Here is a 15,158-nt window from a genome sequence, read left to right as displayed (position 1 = left end):
CGGGCTGAGCGGTTCGGGGGCCGGCCAATCCTGATCGAGTCGATGCCGGCCGACTGTACATCCCTTGGAGGAGACATGAGCACCCCGAACAGTGAGAACGAGTTCCTGTACGAGCTCCACGTCGAGATCGAGGAGGAGCTGATCATCGCCGAGGCCAGCCACCCGGAGGAGGAGGTGGGGCAGCCGGTCACCGAGTGGCTGTACGACCCGACGGACGTCGAGCGCGAGAAGATCGCTCTGCGGGGGCTGCGCGACGCGGTCGAGGTGCTGGAGGCCGGCCCGCGGCCGGGTGACGACGTTGCCTGAGCCGCGGATCGGCACGCTCGGCAGCCTGCGTGAGCACCTGCAGTGGGCGATCGAGCTGGAGCACGCGACGCTGCCGCCGTACTTGACGGCGTTGTACTCGCTGGATCCGGAGCGTAATCCGGCGGCTGTGGAGGTGGTGAGCGGCGTCTTCGTGGAGGAGATGCTGCATCTGGCGCTGGCGGCGAACCTGCTGAACGCCGTCGGTGGCACGCCGCGTCTGGACATGCCGCAGATGCTGCCGCCGCATCCGCGCAGGCTGCCGCACGGCGATCTGGAGGTGTCGCTGGTGCCGTTCGGCGCGCAGGCGCTGGAGATGTTCCTGCGCCTGGAACGGCCCGCGCCGCCCGGCGCGCCGCCGGAGGACGACGGCTACGAGACCATCGGGCAGTTCTACGCCGCGATCGAGCAGGGGTTGCGCCACCTGTGCGAGACGCTCGGTGAGAAGGAGGTGTTCTGCGGCGACCCGGCCCGTCAGGTGAGCGGCGCCCACTTCCGCCACACCGGCGGCAGGCTCGTCGCCGTCACCGACCTCGCCTCCGCGCTGGAAGCGCTTGAGGAGATCGTCGAGCAGGGGGAGGGTACCGCCCGCGGCGAGGTCTGGGACGGTGACCAGGACGAGGTCGCCCATTACTACCGCTTCATGGAGCTGAAGCTCGGCCGCCGCTACCGGCGCGGGGACACCCCTGAGTCCGGTCCCACCGGTGAAAGGCTCTCGGTGGATCTCACCGGGGTGTTCCCCATGACGCCCAACCCTGCGGACCGCGCCGCGCAGGAGGAGTTCGACCACACCTACTGCGCCATCCTCCATCTGCTGGAGCTGGCCTTCAACGGCAGCCCGAGGATGCTCGCCGTCGCCACCGGGGAGATGTACGCGCTCAAGGCCCAGGCGCAGGAGCTGATGCGGCGGGGCGGCCTCACCTTCGAGTATGTCCCGCCTGAGCTGCGCCGCTGGAGCGTGGGCGACCACCAGCGGATCGTCGTGCTCCGGGACGGGCCGTACGTCGTGTACGGTCGCGTCCCCCTGCGGCGCAAGCGGAAGATCGTCTCCGCCGGGCAGAGGAACGCGCTCACCTGGAAGACCGGCGAGCCGCTGGAGACCGAGGAAACCTATGCGCTGTGCCGCTGCGGTCGTTCGGGCGCCAAGCCGTTCTGCGACGGGACGCACGCCCTGATCGGTTTCGACGGCACGGAGGCCGCGCCGATGCGGCCCTACCAGGAGTTGCAGCACGTGCACGACGGCGTCGGCATCTCCGCGCGGCGGGTGGGCGAGCTGTGCGTGCACGCCGCCTTCTGCATCGGCCGGACCAGGCCCATCGCCAGGATGCTCGACGACACCGCCGACAGCGACGTGCGCTCCGACGTCATGGGCCGCATCGACCACTGCCCCTCCGGCTCGTACAGCTATGCCCTCGAACGCGGCGGCGAGACGATCGAGGCCGACCTCCCGCGCGCGGTCTCGGTGCTGGAGGAGGAGGACGGGCTGGCCGGCGCGCTGTGGGTGACCGGTGGAATCCCCGTCACCCGATCCGACGGCCTACCGCTGGAGACCAGGAACCGGATGACCCTGTGCCGTTGCGGCCACTCCGGCAACAAACCGCTCTGCGACGGCACCCATCGCGAGATCGGCTTTCACGAGTGAACAACCAGAGAGGCAATCCCATGAACCAGCCAGTCGTTCTCCTTGTCCACGGCGCCTTCGCCGAGTCGGCCAGCTGGAACCGCGTCATCCAGCGCCTGCGCGGCCACCAGCTCACCACGGTCGCCGTCGCCAACCCACTGCGCAGCGTGGAGGGCGACGCCACCTATCTGCGTGATGTGATCGACGGCATCGGCCGCCCTGTCGTCCTGGTCGGCCATTCCTACGGCGGCATGGTGATCAGCCAGGCGGCGGCGGGCAACCCGGCCGTGCGTGCTCTGGTCTACGTCGCCGCCTTCGCCCCCGAGCCCGGCGAGAGCGCGCTGCTGCTGTCGAGCAAGTTCGAGGGCAGTACGCTCGGCCAGGCGCTGCAGGCCTACCCGGTGGCTTCCGGCGGCAACGAGTTCCGCATCGACCCCGCCAAGTTCCACCACCAGTTCTGCGCCGACCTCGACACCGAGGAGGCCGCGCTGATGGCCGCGACCCAGCGGCCGGTGACCGAGCGCGCCCTGTCCGACGGGCTCGCCGTCGACGAGGCGCCCTGGCGCACCGTCCCGTCCTGGTTCGTCCACGGCGACGAGGACCTCAACATTCCGGCCGCCGCAGTGCGCTTCATGGCCGAGCGCGCGGACTCGCGCGGCACCCGCGAGGTCGCCGGCGCCTCTCACGCGCTCGCGGCCTCCCAGCCCGACGCCGTGACAGCCACTATCCTCGACGCCGCGGACCACGTGCGAGGCTGACGAACCCCTGTCCAGGCCGACGGGCGAATCGATGTGGGGCACATGAACACGGAATCTCTGGAACAGGCGGACGCTCTCGATCGGGCGGCGTCCGCCTTCATCGAGCTGCGCCCGCGGCTGTTCGGCATCGCCTACCGGATGCTGGGCAGCGCGGCCGAGGCCGAGGACATCGTCCAGGAGGTGTGGCTGCGCTGGCAGGACACCGACCGCGAGACCATCGCGAACCCGCCGGCCTTCCTGGCGCTGGTCACCACCCGGCTGGCCATCAACCTGGCGCAGTCGGCGCGCGTGCGGCGGGAGTCCTACATCGGCCCCTGGCTGCCGGAACCCGTGGACACAAGTCTTGACCCCACTGTCGGCGCCGAACGCGGCGAAGCGCTGGAGCTGGCCTTTCTGCTCCTGCTGGAGAGGCTCAATCCCACCGAGCGCGCCGCTTACGTCCTGCGCGAGGCCTTCGACTACCCCTATCCGCAGATAGCGGAGATCCTGCGGCTCACCCCGGTCAATGTCAGGCAGATCGTGAGCCGCGCCCGCAGGCGCGTGACCGCCGTCCGCCACGAGCCCATCGACAGGCTCCAGCACCGGCGCCTCCTGGAGACGTTCCTCAACGCCGCCCAGACGGGAAATGTCGGCGCCCTGGAGAAGCTCTTCGCCGCTGACGTCGTCAGCTCCTCCGACGGCGACGGCATCAGGGGATCGGCCAAGTTCCCCGTGCTGGGCAACGAGCGGGTGGCCAGGTTCGTGGCCGCGTTCTCACCGCGGTTCTGGCCGGGCACCGCCATCACGTGGGTCGAGATGAACGGGCTGCCAGGTGTGCTCGTCACCCGGGACGGCAGCGGCGTCGCCCTGCTCGCCATGGAGGCATCCAGGGAGGGGATCCACCACCTGTTGTGGATCCTCAATCCGGCCAAGATCGAGGCCTTCGAGCGGTCTCGCAGCCGCATTGTCACAACGTAACGGGCTGTCCGGTCTTATCTGCCAACAATGAAGGAGGCGGCAGACCATGACCGAGGCGGGCGCCGAGTCGCTGGCGGAGATGCTCGACGAACGGCAGCACCTGCTCGGGATCGCTCTGTGCATGTCCGGCTCGGACACCACGGCCGACCACGTCGTCCAGGAGACCTATCGCCGCTGGTACGCCCTCGACGAGGAGGAGCGCGCCGCCATCGCGGTGCCGCGCGCCTGGCTGACGCGGACAGCGGGCAGCATCTGCCTGGAGCTCGTCGCCGACCCCGACCCCGACCACGTGCCCGGCGGCCGGGTGACGCGGGCCCAGCCTGTGCCGTACCCGGTCTCGCACCAGGCCGGGTACGGCCCGGAGATGCTCGCCAGGCACGAGCGGGTAGCCCGCCGGTTCGCCGCGGCCTGCCAGGCGGGCGACACCGAGGCGCTGCGGGAAGTCCTGGCCGCCGACGCGATCGTCGTCAGCGATGGCGGCGGCAAGATGCGCGTCGCCGTACGGCCGACTCACGGTGCGGACGCGGTCGCGCGGGTCGTCACGGCGTTGCTGATCGACCAGCCGGGAACCGAGCCGGCCATCGGATCGGTGAACGGCAGGACGGGGCTCGTGCTGCGGCGGGCGGGCAAGGCCGTGGCGGTGGTCAGCGTGAGCGTGGCCGGAGCCGAGGTCACGGCGGTGTGGATCATCCTGAACCCCGACAAACTCCAGCGTTGGCACTGAAGGGCATGCCGGTGCACGACCAGATCCTCTCCACTGACCCAACTGCAACGGGTTTCAGGCCGCCCCGGCGGCAGCCCTGTCACAACCGAGGGGGCTGCCTTGTCTTAGCTGACGACAGGGGCGCACCACAGCGCCCAGAGAGCCAGAAGGGCGTCAACAATGAAAATCGTGGTGATCGGCGGGACCGGGCTCATCGGGTCGAAGCTGGTGAAGAAGCTGGGCGAGCACGGCCACGAGGCCGTGGCCGCGTCGCCGAACACCGGCGTCGACACGCTGACCGGGGAGGGCCTGGCCGAGGTGCTGAAGGGCGCACAGGTCGTGATCGACGTGTCGAACTCGCCCTCGTTCGAGCGCGAGGCCGTCATGAAGTTCTTCCAGACCTCCACCGGCAACCTGCTGGCGGCGGAGGCGGCCGCGGGCGTGGGCCATCACGTGGCGGTGTCGATCGTGGGGACCGAGCGGATGCCGGAGAACGGCTACTTCGCGGCGAAGATCGCCCAGGAGCAGCTGATCGAGAAGTCGGGCATCCCGTTCTCGCTGGTGCACTCCACCCAGTTCTTCGAGTTCGCTCGCGGCATCGCCGACGAGGGTACCGTCGACGGCAAGGTGCACATCGCGCCGGTGCTGTTCCAGCCGATCGCGGGCGACGACGTGGCCCAGGCGGTCGGCAGGACCGCGGTGGGGACGCCGCTGAACGGCCGGATCGAGATCGCCGGACCGACCCAGTACAAGATGGACGAGTTCTTCCGCAAGGCGTTGGCCGCCTGGGGCGACACCCGCGAGGTCGTCGTCGACCCGCAGGCGCGCTACTTCGGCAGCGTGCTCGGCGAGCGGTCGCTGGTGCCCGCTGACGGCGCGCAGCTCGGCACCATCACCTACAAGGACTGGCTCGACCGGTCCGGCGCGAAGTAGGCGGGGCGATGGACAAGCCGCGATCGACCGCGTGGCAGACGGCGTTGACCGTGCTGCAGGAGGCGCAGCCTCCGTTCATCCCCGAGGGCGCGCACGTGATGACCGTGGTCATCGAGTACCCGCCCGGAGACCCCGGCGCGCCGCCGCATCGCCACCCGGGTCCCGCCTTCGGCGTCGTCCTGGAGGGCGAGATGCTGATGGAGCTGGAAGGAGAGCCGGAGCGGGTGATCCGCGCCGGCGAGGCGTTCTGGGAGCCGGGTGGCGACGTCATCCACTACCAGGACGGCAACAATCGCGACGATGTCCCGGTACGGTTCACGGTCACCATGCTGTGCGAGCCGGGCAAGCCGATGTTCACGCTGGTGGAAGAGGCCGAGCTGGCCCAGCGCAAGGACCGCCGCGCGCCACGCCTGTCCTGAACCCTCGGCGAAGTATCCGCAGCGTGACGGCACCGGCTGCCGTCGTCGCTGCCTGATCCCAGGATCTAACCAGGCCGCCGGCCCACTGGCCGGCGGTCCGATCCGCCCTGCCGACAACCCGAGGTATGACACGAATGAACCACGAACGACCGGTCCGGATCGGCACGCTCGGCAGTCTGCGTGAGCACCTGCAGTGGGCGATCGAGCTGGAGCACGCGACGCTGCCGCCGTACTTGACGGCGTTGTACTCGCTTGATCCGGAGCGTAATCCGGTGGCTGTGGAGGTGGTGAGCGGCGTCTTCGTGGAGGAGATGCTGCATCTGGCGCTGGCGGCGAACCTGCTGAACGCCGTCGGCGGCAGGCCGCGTCTGGACATGCCGCAGATGCTGCCGCCGCATCCGCGCAGGCTGCCGCACAGCGATCTGGAGGTGTCGCTGGTGCCGTTCGGCGCGCAGGCGCTGGAGATGTTCCTGCGCCTGGAACGGCCCGCGCCGCCCGGCGCGCCGCCGGAGGACGACGGCTACGAGACCATCGGGCAGTTCTACGCCGCGATCGAGCAGGGGTTGCGCCACCTGTGCGAGACGCTCGGTGAGAAGGAGGTGTTCTGCGGCGACCCGGCCCGGCAGGTGAGCGGCGCCCACTTCCGCCACACTGCCGGATCGCTGTTCGCCGTCGAGGATCTGGAGTCCGCGCTCGGCGCGCTGAAGGAGATCGTCGAGCAGGGGGAGGGCAACGCCCGCGGCGAGGTCTGGGACGGCGACCGTGACGTCCTGCACCCCGAGCGGAAAGAGGTCGCCCACTACTACCGTTTCATGGAGCTCAAGCTCGGCCGCCGTTACCAGCGGGGCGACACCCCGAGAACCGGCCCGACCGGCGAGAAGGTCGGCGTCGACCCGGACGGCGTGCTGCCGATGACCCCCAACCCGCGGCCCGCCGAGCCGGGCAGTGCCGTGCGGGCGGCGCAGGCTCTGTTCGACACCACCTACAGCACCCTGCTGAACCTGCTGGAACAGGCATTCAACGGCGACCCGGACCGGCTCACGGACGCCACCCGCACCATGTTCGCGCTCAGGGCCCAGGCGCGGGCCCTGATGGCGCTGCCCGGCGGCGCCGGTCCCACCTTCGCCTACGTGCCGCCCGAAGCACGCGGCTGATCCAGGAAACCTCTCCGCTGCCGCGTGGGCGGCGGAGAGGACAGGGGTCACCGGGTTCGCGTCACCAGCTCGCCGATCTCGGGGAGGACGGCGTCCGCGACCGTGATCTTCCGCTGGATGAGCTCGTTGGCGTGGAACAGGTCGGCGGCGTGCTGCTGCTCGGCGACGAACTCCGCGCTGACCGGGTGCAGCCCCCACGGGCGGGTGCGCAGCGCGTGCTCCCACGCGTCGAGGTCGCCGTCGAACAGGGCCGCGGCCTCGCGCGGGTGCTCCTCCGTCCAGCGGTCCGCCCGCTGGAGCGCGGTGACGATCCTGGCCAGCTCCTCCGGCCGTTCCCGGGCGAAGTCGCGGCGGGTGAACCAGAGCGAGCGGTGGCTGAACAGGCCCTCGGTCTCCACCAGCGTCCGGGTGCGCGACTCGACCGGCGTCAGGTACGGGTAGGAGCCCACCCAGGCGTCCACGTCGCCGTTCACCAGCAGCTCGGCGGCGTTGCCGTAGGCGTCCACCGGGACGATGTCGCCCCACCCGAGCCCGGCCCGCTCCAGCGCCAGCAGCAGCAGGGTGGTCTGCCAGGAGCCGTGCCCGAGCGCCACCCGCCTGCCCTTCAGCTCCGCCACCGAGCCGATCGGGGAGTCGTCCCGCACCACCAGGCGGCCGTTCTCGACCCGCGGCCCCGAGATCGCCACGTACACGATGTCGTGGCCCTTGGCCTGGGCGGTGACCGGGGGCGTGGAGCCGGTGCCGATGAAGTCGTATCCGCCGTCGAACAGGTGGTCGCCGTGGGCGGACGGCAGGGCCCGGGTGGGATCGACGCGTCCGTCCCGGCCGAGGGCGTTCAGGTCCACCCATTCGACGCCGGGCAGCAGGTCCCGGTGGCGGGCCACCCAGAGCGTGTTGTTCTGCGGGAAGAAGCCGACCTTGGTGGTCATCAGGAGCGTCCTTTCAGTAGCGGCAAAACGTGGCGGCCCACGCGGCGGGCCTCTTCGAGATGGGGGATCCCGGCCAGGATGAGGGCGTCCACCCCGAGGTCCAGCAGCCGGTCGAGGCGGTCGGCGACCTGGTGGTAGTCGCCGACCAGGCCGAAGGCCGGGCCGTCGCGCAGCTGGCTGAAGCCGCCCCACACGTGCGGGGCGACCTCCAGGGCGCGGGGGTCGTCACCGGCTCCGGCGAGGAAGGCGCGGCTGCGGCGCACGCCGACGGAGTCGCCCTCGCCGGCGTCGCTCTCGCGCGGCCGGGCCCGCCAGCCGGCCTCGATCTCCGCCCACGCCTCCTCCTCGCTCTCCCGGGCCAGCAGGTCCACCCGCACGGCGAACCGGGGCGGCGTGGCACTGTGCGCGCGCACGGCGTCGAACTTCTCCTCCAGCGCCTCGAACGGCTCCAGCCAGGACAGGTAGTAGTCGGCGTGCCGGCCGGCGGCGTCGATGGCGGCGGGGGAGGAGCCGGAGAAGAAGATCTCGGGGAACGGCTGCCCGGCCAGCTCCTCCGGCAGCCCGGCGTTCTCCACCTGGTAGAAGCGGCCCCGGTGGGTGTGGCCGCCCTGCCAGACGCCCTTGAGCACGTCCAGGAACTCCGAGGTGCGGGCGTAGCGGTCGTCGTGGTCCACCTTGTCGCCCCACCACAGCTGCGCCGGGCCGCCGCCGCCGGAGATGACGTTGTAGACGATCCGGCCGCCGGTGGCCCGTTGCAGCGTGGCCGTCATCCGGGCGGCCTGGACGGGGTGCAGGAAGCCGGGCTGGAAGGCCACCATGAAGCGGTACGACGTGGTCTCGCGGGCCAGCGTCGCGGCGGCGGCCCACGGGTCGTCGGTGTGCGGGAAGTTCGGCAGCAGCCCGCCGGTGAAGCCGCTGTCCTCGGCGGCCCTGGCGACTTCGGCCATGTAGTCGGCGTGGCTGTAGCCGTCGTCCCGGCCGTCCCTGGTGCCGGGGGCGGTGCCGCCGGGGGCGAAACCGCCTCGGCTGCGGACGCGGCGGCGCAGCGAGGGCTGGTCGCCCTCCATGTGAATGCGCCAGTAGATGTCAACGGTCAACAGACCGCTCCTTCACGTGCTCGCCGAGGCGGTAGACGTCCTCGGTCTGGAGGAAGAACTCGGTGACGCCGAGCGCGGCGTACTCGCCGGCGGCCTCGATCGAGGGCAGGTGCACGCCGTAGCGCAGGCCGGGCAGCTCGGGGATGAGGGCCGCCAGGTCGTCACCGGCGGCGAAGACGTGCACGTCGGCGTGGCGGCGCGACAGCTCCAGGGCCTCGGGCGAGACGCCTGACAGGTGCACCTCGGGGAAGGGCGGGGACGACAGCGGCGCGCCGAAGCCGCCCTTGACCACCTCGTAGAAGTCCCCGGCGAAGTCGAACGGGCCGCCGCCCCAGACGCCCTTCGCCACCGTGAGGAACTCGCCGGCGCGGGCGAACCGGGCGGCGCCGGTCAGGAAGTCGCCCTGCGCCCTGGCCACGGCCGGATCCAGATCCACCGCGAGCCGCCAGCCGAGCCGTCCGGCCGAGAAACGCTGCAGGGACGCCGAGAGCTTGGCCGCGTAGACCGGGGTGGCCACGGCCGGGTGGAACTCGGCGACGACCCGCAGGTGGCGGGTGCGGCGCAGGGCGTTGGCGGCGACGGTGAGAGATTCCTGGCCGGCGGGGTCGAAGGGCGAGAGCGCGCCCGCCCACCCGGACAGGTCCGCGGCCACGGCGGCCCGCCCGGCGGGGTCGGTGAGCGCCGGCCGCACGTCGGTGACGAAGGCCGGCAACGGGGCGGGGTCGGGGCTCCGGGTGGGCAGGGCCAGGTGGAAGCGGCCGGTGCGGTGCGCCGTCATGCCGCCGCCCCCAGCGGGACCTCTTCCAGCAGGGCGTCGATGCGCGGGAGCAGCTCCCCGGCCAGCGGCTCGATCTGGGTGTCGAGCACGAACAGGCCGCGCGTGACGTGCCGCGCGCCGAGCACGCTCAGCACCGGGCGCAGGGCGTAGTCCACGGCCAGCAGGTGGGCCGGGGTGCCGCCGGTGGCGATCGGCACGACCGTCTTGCCGGCGAACGCGCCCTGCGGCAGGACGTCCAGGAACGCCTTCAGCAGGCCGGTGTAGGACGCCTTGTAGATCGGGGTGGCGACGACGAGCGTGTCGGCCGCGGCCACCTGCGCGGTGGCGTGGGCCAGCTCGGGATGGGCGGTGTCGCCGCGCAGCAGGGCCTCGGCGGGCAGGTCACGAAGGCGCAGTACGGTGGCGGGCCGGCCCAGCCGTCCGGCCAGGTGGTCGAGCAGACGTACGGTGCGCGAGGCGGCCGATGGGCTGCCGGAGATGAGCAGGACGGACATGTCAGATCTTTCCTAGGGGTTCAGCGGAAACGGGCGGCGTCCGGGTCGGCCGCGGCGACTGGCCCGTCTCGTCGAGGAAGCCGGGCGGCGGCAGGTGGTACGGCGGCTCGGCGCCGGCCGGCAGGAGCGCGGGTTCCCGTTCGCGGGAGTCGAACTCCGCCCTGACCGCCGCCAGCGTCTCGGGCTGCTCGACCAGCGTGACCGCCGCCGTGGCCAGGTAGCGGGCGGCGGCCAGCAGCCCGGCGTGTGCGATCGGGGTGCCGGTCGCCGCGGTGGCCGCCCACGAGTGCAGGGGCACCCCGAGCGGCACCACGGCCGAGACCAGGCTGAGGTGCGGCGCCGTCCAGCTCACCTCGGAGGTGTCGCTGGACGGGCCGCCGAGGTCGGGACCGGCGGGCGGGCGCAGCGGCAGCACCTCGCCGGCCAGGCCGGCGGGCGGGCGGCCGATCGCCGCCTGCAGCCGCCGCGCGAACGCGTGGTCGGCGTCGGTGAACGCCGGCGGTCCCAGCTCGCTCATCGTGCGGTGCAGCAGCTCGGCGCCCGCCCGGTTGCCGAGCCCCTGCCTGATGGCGGTGACCAGGCGGTGCTCCAGCCGGGTCCCGCTGCCGGCGGCGGCGGCGTGGGCGCAGGTCACGACCTGGTCGTAGAGGGTCCTGGCGGCGGCGGCCGTGGACTCGCGGACGTAGACCCAGACCGTCTGCAGGTCGGGGGTGACGTTGGGGGCGCCGCCGCCGCTGATCGTGTAGCTGACGCGGCCGGAGGGGGAGACGTGGCCGGCGCGCAGGCGCTCGACCATCTCGGTCAGCAGCAGCGCGCCGTCCAGGCCGCTGCGGGTGCCCAGCGGGTTCGAGCCGTGGCCGGGCGAGCCGAGGAAGGAGAACGTGGCCGAGTACAGGGCGCTGGTGACGTCCCAGCCGGTGCCGGTGACGGGGGCGGGGTGCCAGTCGAGGAAGGCGTCCAGCCCGTCGTAGGCGCCGTCGCGCACCGCGTACGCCTTCCCGACCAGGTGCTCCTCGCCGGTGGACGCGAACACCTTGATCGTGGCCCGGCTCCCCAGTGCCGTGGCGGCGGCGATGGCCGCGCCTGCCGACGCCGCCGCCAGGGCGTTGTGGCCGCAGCCGTGGCCGGGGCCGTAGGCGGGGGCGTACTCGTCGCCCTCGAACGCGACCGGCTCGTGCCGGGCCGCGCCGGCCCGCTGGGACAGGCCGGGCAGGGCGTCGTACTCGACGTTGAAGCCCAGCACCGGCCCGCGGTCGCCGTGGGTGGCGACGAACGCGGCAGGCAGGCCGGCCGTGCCCCACGCGATCGTGAAGCCGTGCGCGCGCAGGAGCGCGGCGGTGGCCAGGGCCGAGCGCCATTCGCGCAGCGACGGCTCGGCGTAGGCCCAGATCCGGTCGGCGAGCCCGGTCAGCGCGGCGGCGTTCCCGGCGATCCAGCCCGCCGCCGTCATGGCCCTGCTCACGGCACCGCTCCCGGGCGCCGTCATGACGCCGCTCCCGCGTGGGCGTCCACGCCGAGGTCGGCGAGGAGCCGGCGGCGCAGCTCGACGAAGTCGGGGTCGGTGCGGTCGCGCGGCCGGTCGAGCTCGACCCGCACGTCGGTGACGAACGTGCCCGCGCGCAGCACCGCGATCCGGTCGGCGAGCAGGATCGCCTCCTCCACGTCGTGCGTGACCAGCACCACGGCCGGGCGGTGCCGGGCGCACAGCTCGGCGATCAGGTCCTGCATGTGCAGCCGGGTCAGGGCGTCCAGCGCGGCGAACGGCTCGTCGAGCAGCAGCAGCTCCGGCTCGCGTACCAGGGCCCTGGCCAGCGCGACCCGCTGGGCCTCGCCGCCGGACAGCGTCGCGGGCCAGGCGTCGGCATGGCTGCTCAGCCCCACCTCGGCCAGGGCCGCCAGGCCCTTGGCGCGGGCGGCGCGGCCCTGCCCGATGATCACGTTGGCGAGGGCGCGCTTGGACGGGACGAGCCGCGGCTCCTGGAAGACGACGGTGCGCACCGGCGGCACCAGCACGCTCCCGCCGCCGGCCGCGTCCAGCCCGGCCAGGATGCGCAGGAGCGTGGTCTTGCCGGTGCCGCTCGCGCCGAGCAGCGCCAGGAACTCGCCGCGCCGCACGTCCAGGTCCACCCCGTCGAGCACGGCCCGCTCGCCGAAGACCTTGCGCAGCCCCCGGGTGCGTACGGCGAGGCTCATCGGATCGTCACCGCCCTGCGCCAGGGCATCGTGACCCGCTCGGCCAGCCGCAGGGCCAGGTCGGCGGCGAGCCCGATCACCGCGTACAGCAGCACGCACAGAGCGAGGATGTCGGTGCGCAGGTAGTCGGTGGCCCGGGCCATGAGGTAGCCGAGCCCGGCCGTCACGTTGATCTCCTCGGCGGCGATGAGCGCGATCACGCTGAGCGTGGTGGACAGCCGCAGCCCGGCGAAGATCGACGGCAGCGCGCCCGGCAGCACGACCTCGCGGGCGACGGCCAGCCGGCCCAGTCCGAACGAGCGGGCCGCCTCGACGACCTTGCGGTCCACGTTGCGCACCCCGCTGGAGACGTTGATGTACATGGGGAACGTGCAGGCCACCCCGATCAGCAGGATCTTGGACGCCTCCTCGATCCCGAACCAGACGATGAACAGCGAGGTCAGCGCCAGGAACGGGATGGCGCGCAGGGCCTGCATCGAGGAGTCGACGAGCTCCTCGCCGAGCCGGGTGAAGCCGGACACGACGCCCAGCGCCAGCCCCGTGGAGGCGCCCAGCAGCAGGCCGAGCCCGGCCCTGGTGACCGACACGCGCAGTGCCTCGGGGAGCTGGCCGTCGGCCCACAGCTCGCCGAAGGTGTTGACGACGTCCTGAGGGCCGGCCAGCACGTCCTGGGTGAGGGCGCCGGTGGCGGTGGCCGCGTACCAGGCGGCGAGCAGCAGGACGGGGCCGGTGGCGCGCAGCGCGAGCGTGACGGCCGGGTGGCGGCCGGACGAGCGCGGCGGCTGGGGCGCGACGAGCCCTTCGACGCTGGCCTCCGTGTGCGTGGTCACGCTCATGACCGCGCGTTCCCGAGCGTGTTCACGTCCACGACGTGCTGGGAGACGTCCAGCGGCGCGGTGAGCACCTTCTGGTCGAGAAAGAACCTCGCCACGTCCTGATATTTCGCGATTTCGGAGGCGGTGACCGCCTGGACGGGCCTGCCCTTCTTCTGGATGCCGACCACGAGCTCCTTCTGCTCGCCCTGCACCGCCTGCGGGCCGGTCTGAGTGAAGACGTTCAGGTACGCCGCCGGATCGGCGATCTCCTTGGCGCTGCCCTCCTCGATGAACGCGAACAGCGCCTTGACCACCTCGGGATGCTCCTGCAGCAGCTTGTTGGCGGCCACGTAGATCACGTAGTTGTCCGACTTGATCGCCTCGCCGTCGGCCAGGACCCGCGCGCCCAGCTGGGTGACGGCGGGGATGAGGAAGGTGGAGAAGGTGGACCAGGCGTCCACCTCGCCCGAGCCGAAGACCGGCGCGGTCTGCGGCGGCGGCAGATAGACCCGCTTGACCTTCTCGACCGGCACGTCGAACGTCTGCAACGCCTTGAGCAGCAGGTACTCGCTGGTCCCGCCGTGCCCGACGGCCACGCTGCGCCCGGCCAGATCGGCCACGGACCTGATCGGCGAGTCCTTCTTCACCACGATGCCCTCCCCGGCCAGGTCGGGCGGGACGGTTGCGAAGATCTTGAAACTGGGCTTGACGGCCAGCGCGGTGACGCCGGAGGTGATCGAGCCGGTGGCGATGTCGAGCGAGCCCGCGTTGATGGCCTGGGCGGCCGGGGCGAACACGGAGAAGTCACCGGCCCACTTGACCTTGGCGTTGACCTTGGCCAGGGCCGCGTCCAGGCTGCCGTCCTTCTTCGCGACGGCCAGGAAGCCGCTGTTGCCGGGGTCGGAGATGCGCACGACGACCTGCTCCTGGCCGGCGGCGGTGGTGGTGGTGTCCGGGCCGCCGCAGGCCGTGGCCAGGAGGGCGAGCGGAAGGGCGAGCAGCAGCTTACGCATGGGTGACTCCTTGGAGCGGGGTGTGGTCGGCCCAGGCGGCGACGTCCACGGGTGATTCGAGGAAGCCGTGGCCGCGCAGGAAGCGCTCCTGCTCGGCCAGCAGGTCGAGGCGTTCGGCGGACAGGTCGAGGTGGAGCGAGGCGCCGGGGCGGTAGGCCGCGGCCACGCCGGTCGCGCCGGCGCCGGTCTCCGCGCCCAGGATCCTGGCCACCTCGGACGGGTGCGCGGCGGCCCAGTCCGCGGCGCGCAGCAGGACGGCCAGGAAGCGGGTGACCACCTGCGGATGCTCGTCCAGCAGGCGCTGGTGGACGGTGATCGGGCGGGGGGTGCCGTTGTTGATCCGGGCGCGCCGGTCCGGCACGGCGTCCAGGTCGATGCCCACCTCCGCGCCGTGGCGCAGGGCGGCCTCGACGGCGAGCGCGCCCTTGACGTAGACCGCGTCCACCCGGCCGGCGGCCAGCGCGGCCAGCTCCGCCTCCCACTGGCCGCCGCCCGGCTCGGCCTCGACGTCCACCAGTTCGGCGTCACCGAGGCCGAGCCCGGCCAGGGAGAGCGCGCCGTGGAAGCCGCGCAGGGCCATGGCCCGCCAGAAGTCGATGGCGATGCGATGCCGGGGCGCCGCCAGCCGCAGGCCCTTGAGCTGCTCGGGGCTCTCCAGGGCGGTGCCGCCGCGCACCAGCACGACCTGCCGCTCCTCGATCCAGGTGAGCCCGATGAGCCTGGTCGCCTCGCCGCGCGAGCGCGCCCACAGCGCCGGCACGTTGCCGCCCTCGCGGAACAGGCCGGTCAGAGCGTGGGTGTAGTGGGTCTCGCGGGGCACGCCGGGGCCGGCGTCCTGCAGCGAGCGGACCTCGATCCCGTCGCCGGCGAACTCTTCCGCCAGCCAGCCCTGGTCGGCCGCGATGCCTGTGGCGGTGGGGACGGGACAGCGGGTGAACCAGATGGCGTCGAGTGCGGCTGTGGTCATGGGCAGAGTTTGCAAGTAAATTGG

17 protein-coding genes are annotated in these 15,158 nt (G+C 72.4%); 8 read left to right on the top strand and 9 right to left on the bottom strand.

From position 1 onward, the window contains the following. Positions 1–75: 75 nt before the first annotated feature. The 8 genes from ABT158_RS22515 (at position 76) to ABT158_RS22480 (ending at position 6,848) form a co-directional block, all read left to right on the top strand. On the top strand, positions 76–306 hold the full coding sequence (locus ABT158_RS22515; protein ID WP_352356239.1) for a hypothetical protein: 231 nt from the start codon (positions 76–78) through the stop codon (positions 304–306). Further along, a complete protein-coding gene (locus tag ABT158_RS22510) occupies positions 299–1,945 on the top strand; it encodes a ferritin-like domain-containing protein (protein WP_352356237.1) in 1,647 nt (548 codons plus the stop codon). The genes ABT158_RS22515 and ABT158_RS22510 overlap by 8 nt, the downstream gene beginning before the upstream one ends. A gap of 20 nt (positions 1,946–1,965) precedes the next feature. Then, positions 1,966–2,682 (top strand): alpha/beta fold hydrolase, encoded by a 717-nt coding sequence (locus ABT158_RS22505; RefSeq protein ID WP_352356235.1) that lies wholly within the window; start codon positions 1,966–1,968, stop codon positions 2,680–2,682. A gap of 42 nt (positions 2,683–2,724) precedes the next feature. Continuing rightward, entirely contained in the window at positions 2,725–3,639 is a 915-nt protein-coding gene (locus ABT158_RS22500) for an RNA polymerase sigma-70 factor (RefSeq protein WP_352356233.1), read from the top strand. 46 nt (positions 3,640–3,685) lie between these two features. After that, positions 3,686–4,363: a sigma-70 family RNA polymerase sigma factor family protein gene (locus ABT158_RS22495; protein ID WP_352356231.1), complete on the top strand. Its 678-nt coding sequence runs from the start codon at positions 3,686–3,688 to the stop codon at positions 4,361–4,363. A 159-nt stretch (positions 4,364–4,522) separates the two neighbouring features. Further along, on the top strand, positions 4,523–5,275 hold the full coding sequence (locus ABT158_RS22490; protein ID WP_352356229.1) for an SDR family oxidoreductase: 753 nt from the start codon (positions 4,523–4,525) through the stop codon (positions 5,273–5,275). Positions 5,276–5,283: 8 nt separating this feature from the next. Beyond that, positions 5,284–5,694 (top strand): cupin domain-containing protein, encoded by a 411-nt coding sequence (locus ABT158_RS22485; protein WP_352356227.1) that lies wholly within the window; start codon positions 5,284–5,286, stop codon positions 5,692–5,694. Positions 5,695–5,828: 134 nt separating this feature from the next. Further along, on the top strand, positions 5,829–6,848 hold the full coding sequence (locus tag ABT158_RS22480; RefSeq protein WP_352356225.1) for a ferritin-like domain-containing protein: 1,020 nt from the start codon (positions 5,829–5,831) through the stop codon (positions 6,846–6,848). A 47-nt stretch (positions 6,849–6,895) separates the two neighbouring features. Here the strand turns inward: ABT158_RS22480 and ABT158_RS22475 are convergent, their stop codons facing one another. The 9 genes from ABT158_RS22475 to ABT158_RS22435 are packed head-to-tail and all read right to left on the bottom strand — an operon-like array spanning position 6,896 to position 15,134. Further along, positions 6,896–7,777 carry an ABC transporter substrate-binding protein gene (locus ABT158_RS22475; RefSeq protein WP_352356223.1) on the bottom strand — a complete coding sequence of 294 codons (882 nt, stop codon included), beginning with the start codon at positions 7,775–7,777 and terminating at the stop codon, positions 6,896–6,898. Beyond that, complete coding sequence (locus tag ABT158_RS22470) at positions 7,777–8,874, bottom strand: LLM class flavin-dependent oxidoreductase (RefSeq protein ID WP_352356221.1); 1,098 nt, start codon at positions 8,872–8,874, stop codon at positions 7,777–7,779. The genes ABT158_RS22475 and ABT158_RS22470 overlap by 1 nt, the downstream gene beginning before the upstream one ends. After that, positions 8,864–9,652, bottom strand: a complete 789-nt coding sequence (locus tag ABT158_RS22465) for an LLM class flavin-dependent oxidoreductase (RefSeq protein ID WP_352356219.1) — start codon at positions 9,650–9,652, stop codon at positions 8,864–8,866. Before ABT158_RS22465 ends, ABT158_RS22470 begins: the two co-directional genes overlap by 11 nt. Then, positions 9,649–10,146 (bottom strand): NADPH-dependent FMN reductase, encoded by a 498-nt coding sequence (gene ssuE, locus ABT158_RS22460; protein ID WP_352356217.1) that lies wholly within the window; start codon positions 10,144–10,146, stop codon positions 9,649–9,651. The genes ABT158_RS22465 and ssuE overlap by 4 nt, the downstream gene beginning before the upstream one ends. A 1-nt stretch (position 10,147) precedes the next feature. After that, on the bottom strand, positions 10,148–11,608 hold the full coding sequence (locus tag ABT158_RS22455) for a zinc-binding metallopeptidase family protein (protein WP_352356215.1): 1,461 nt from the start codon (positions 11,606–11,608) through the stop codon (positions 10,148–10,150). Positions 11,609–11,628: 20 nt separating this feature from the next. Next, positions 11,629–12,339 carry an ABC transporter ATP-binding protein gene (locus tag ABT158_RS22450; protein WP_352356213.1) on the bottom strand — a complete coding sequence of 237 codons (711 nt, stop codon included), beginning with the start codon at positions 12,337–12,339 and terminating at the stop codon, positions 11,629–11,631. Further along, positions 12,336–13,169: an ABC transporter permease gene (locus ABT158_RS22445; RefSeq protein WP_352356211.1), complete on the bottom strand. Its 834-nt coding sequence runs from the start codon at positions 13,167–13,169 to the stop codon at positions 12,336–12,338. Before ABT158_RS22445 ends, ABT158_RS22450 begins: the two co-directional genes overlap by 4 nt. Positions 13,170–13,171: 2 nt before the next feature. Next, positions 13,172–14,167, bottom strand: a complete 996-nt coding sequence (locus ABT158_RS22440) for an ABC transporter substrate-binding protein (RefSeq protein WP_352356209.1) — start codon at positions 14,165–14,167, stop codon at positions 13,172–13,174. Further along, positions 14,160–15,134, bottom strand: coding sequence for an ABC transporter substrate-binding protein (locus ABT158_RS22435; protein ID WP_352356207.1), 975 nt, complete (start codon positions 15,132–15,134; stop codon positions 14,160–14,162). The genes ABT158_RS22440 and ABT158_RS22435 overlap by 8 nt, the downstream gene beginning before the upstream one ends. Positions 15,135–15,158: the final 24 nt, after the last annotated feature.

Source organism: Nonomuraea sp. NPDC001636 (assembly GCF_040298265.1).
Taxonomy (GTDB): Bacteria; Actinomycetota; Actinomycetes; order Streptosporangiales; family Streptosporangiaceae; genus Nonomuraea.
Note: the sequence above shows the minus strand (reverse complement) of the source record. Positions and strands in the feature narration are given on the sequence as shown.

Bases quoted from the DNA above. Each gene is read 5' to 3' on its own strand.
- ABT158_RS22515 (WP_352356239.1), top strand. From the start codon at position 76: ATGAGCACCCCGAACAGTGAGAACGAGTTCCTGTACGAGCTCCACGTC.
- ABT158_RS22505 (WP_352356235.1), top strand. From the start codon at position 1,966: ATGAACCAGCCAGTCGTTCTCCTTGTCCACGGCGCCTTCGCCGAGTCG.
- ABT158_RS22500 (WP_352356233.1), top strand. From the start codon at position 2,725: ATGAACACGGAATCTCTGGAACAGGCGGACGCTCTCGATCGGGCGGCG.
- ABT158_RS22495 (WP_352356231.1), top strand. From the start codon at position 3,686: ATGACCGAGGCGGGCGCCGAGTCGCTGGCGGAGATGCTCGACGAACGG.
- ABT158_RS22490 (WP_352356229.1), top strand. From the start codon at position 4,523: ATGAAAATCGTGGTGATCGGCGGGACCGGGCTCATCGGGTCGAAGCTG.
- ABT158_RS22485 (WP_352356227.1), top strand. From the start codon at position 5,284: ATGGACAAGCCGCGATCGACCGCGTGGCAGACGGCGTTGACCGTGCTG.
- ABT158_RS22480 (WP_352356225.1), top strand. From the start codon at position 5,829: ATGAACCACGAACGACCGGTCCGGATCGGCACGCTCGGCAGTCTGCGT.
- ABT158_RS22475 (WP_352356223.1), bottom strand. From the start codon at position 7,777: ATGACCACCAAGGTCGGCTTCTTCCCGCAGAACAACACGCTCTGGGTG.
- ABT158_RS22465 (WP_352356219.1), bottom strand. From the start codon at position 9,652: ATGACGGCGCACCGCACCGGCCGCTTCCACCTGGCCCTGCCCACCCGG.
- ssuE (WP_352356217.1), bottom strand. From the start codon at position 10,146: ATGTCCGTCCTGCTCATCTCCGGCAGCCCATCGGCCGCCTCGCGCACC.
- ABT158_RS22450 (WP_352356213.1), bottom strand. From the start codon at position 12,339: ATGAGCCTCGCCGTACGCACCCGGGGGCTGCGCAAGGTCTTCGGCGAG.
- ABT158_RS22440 (WP_352356209.1), bottom strand. From the start codon at position 14,167: ATGCGTAAGCTGCTGCTCGCCCTTCCGCTCGCCCTCCTGGCCACGGCC.
- ABT158_RS22435 (WP_352356207.1), bottom strand. From the start codon at position 15,134: ATGACCACAGCCGCACTCGACGCCATCTGGTTCACCCGCTGTCCCGTC.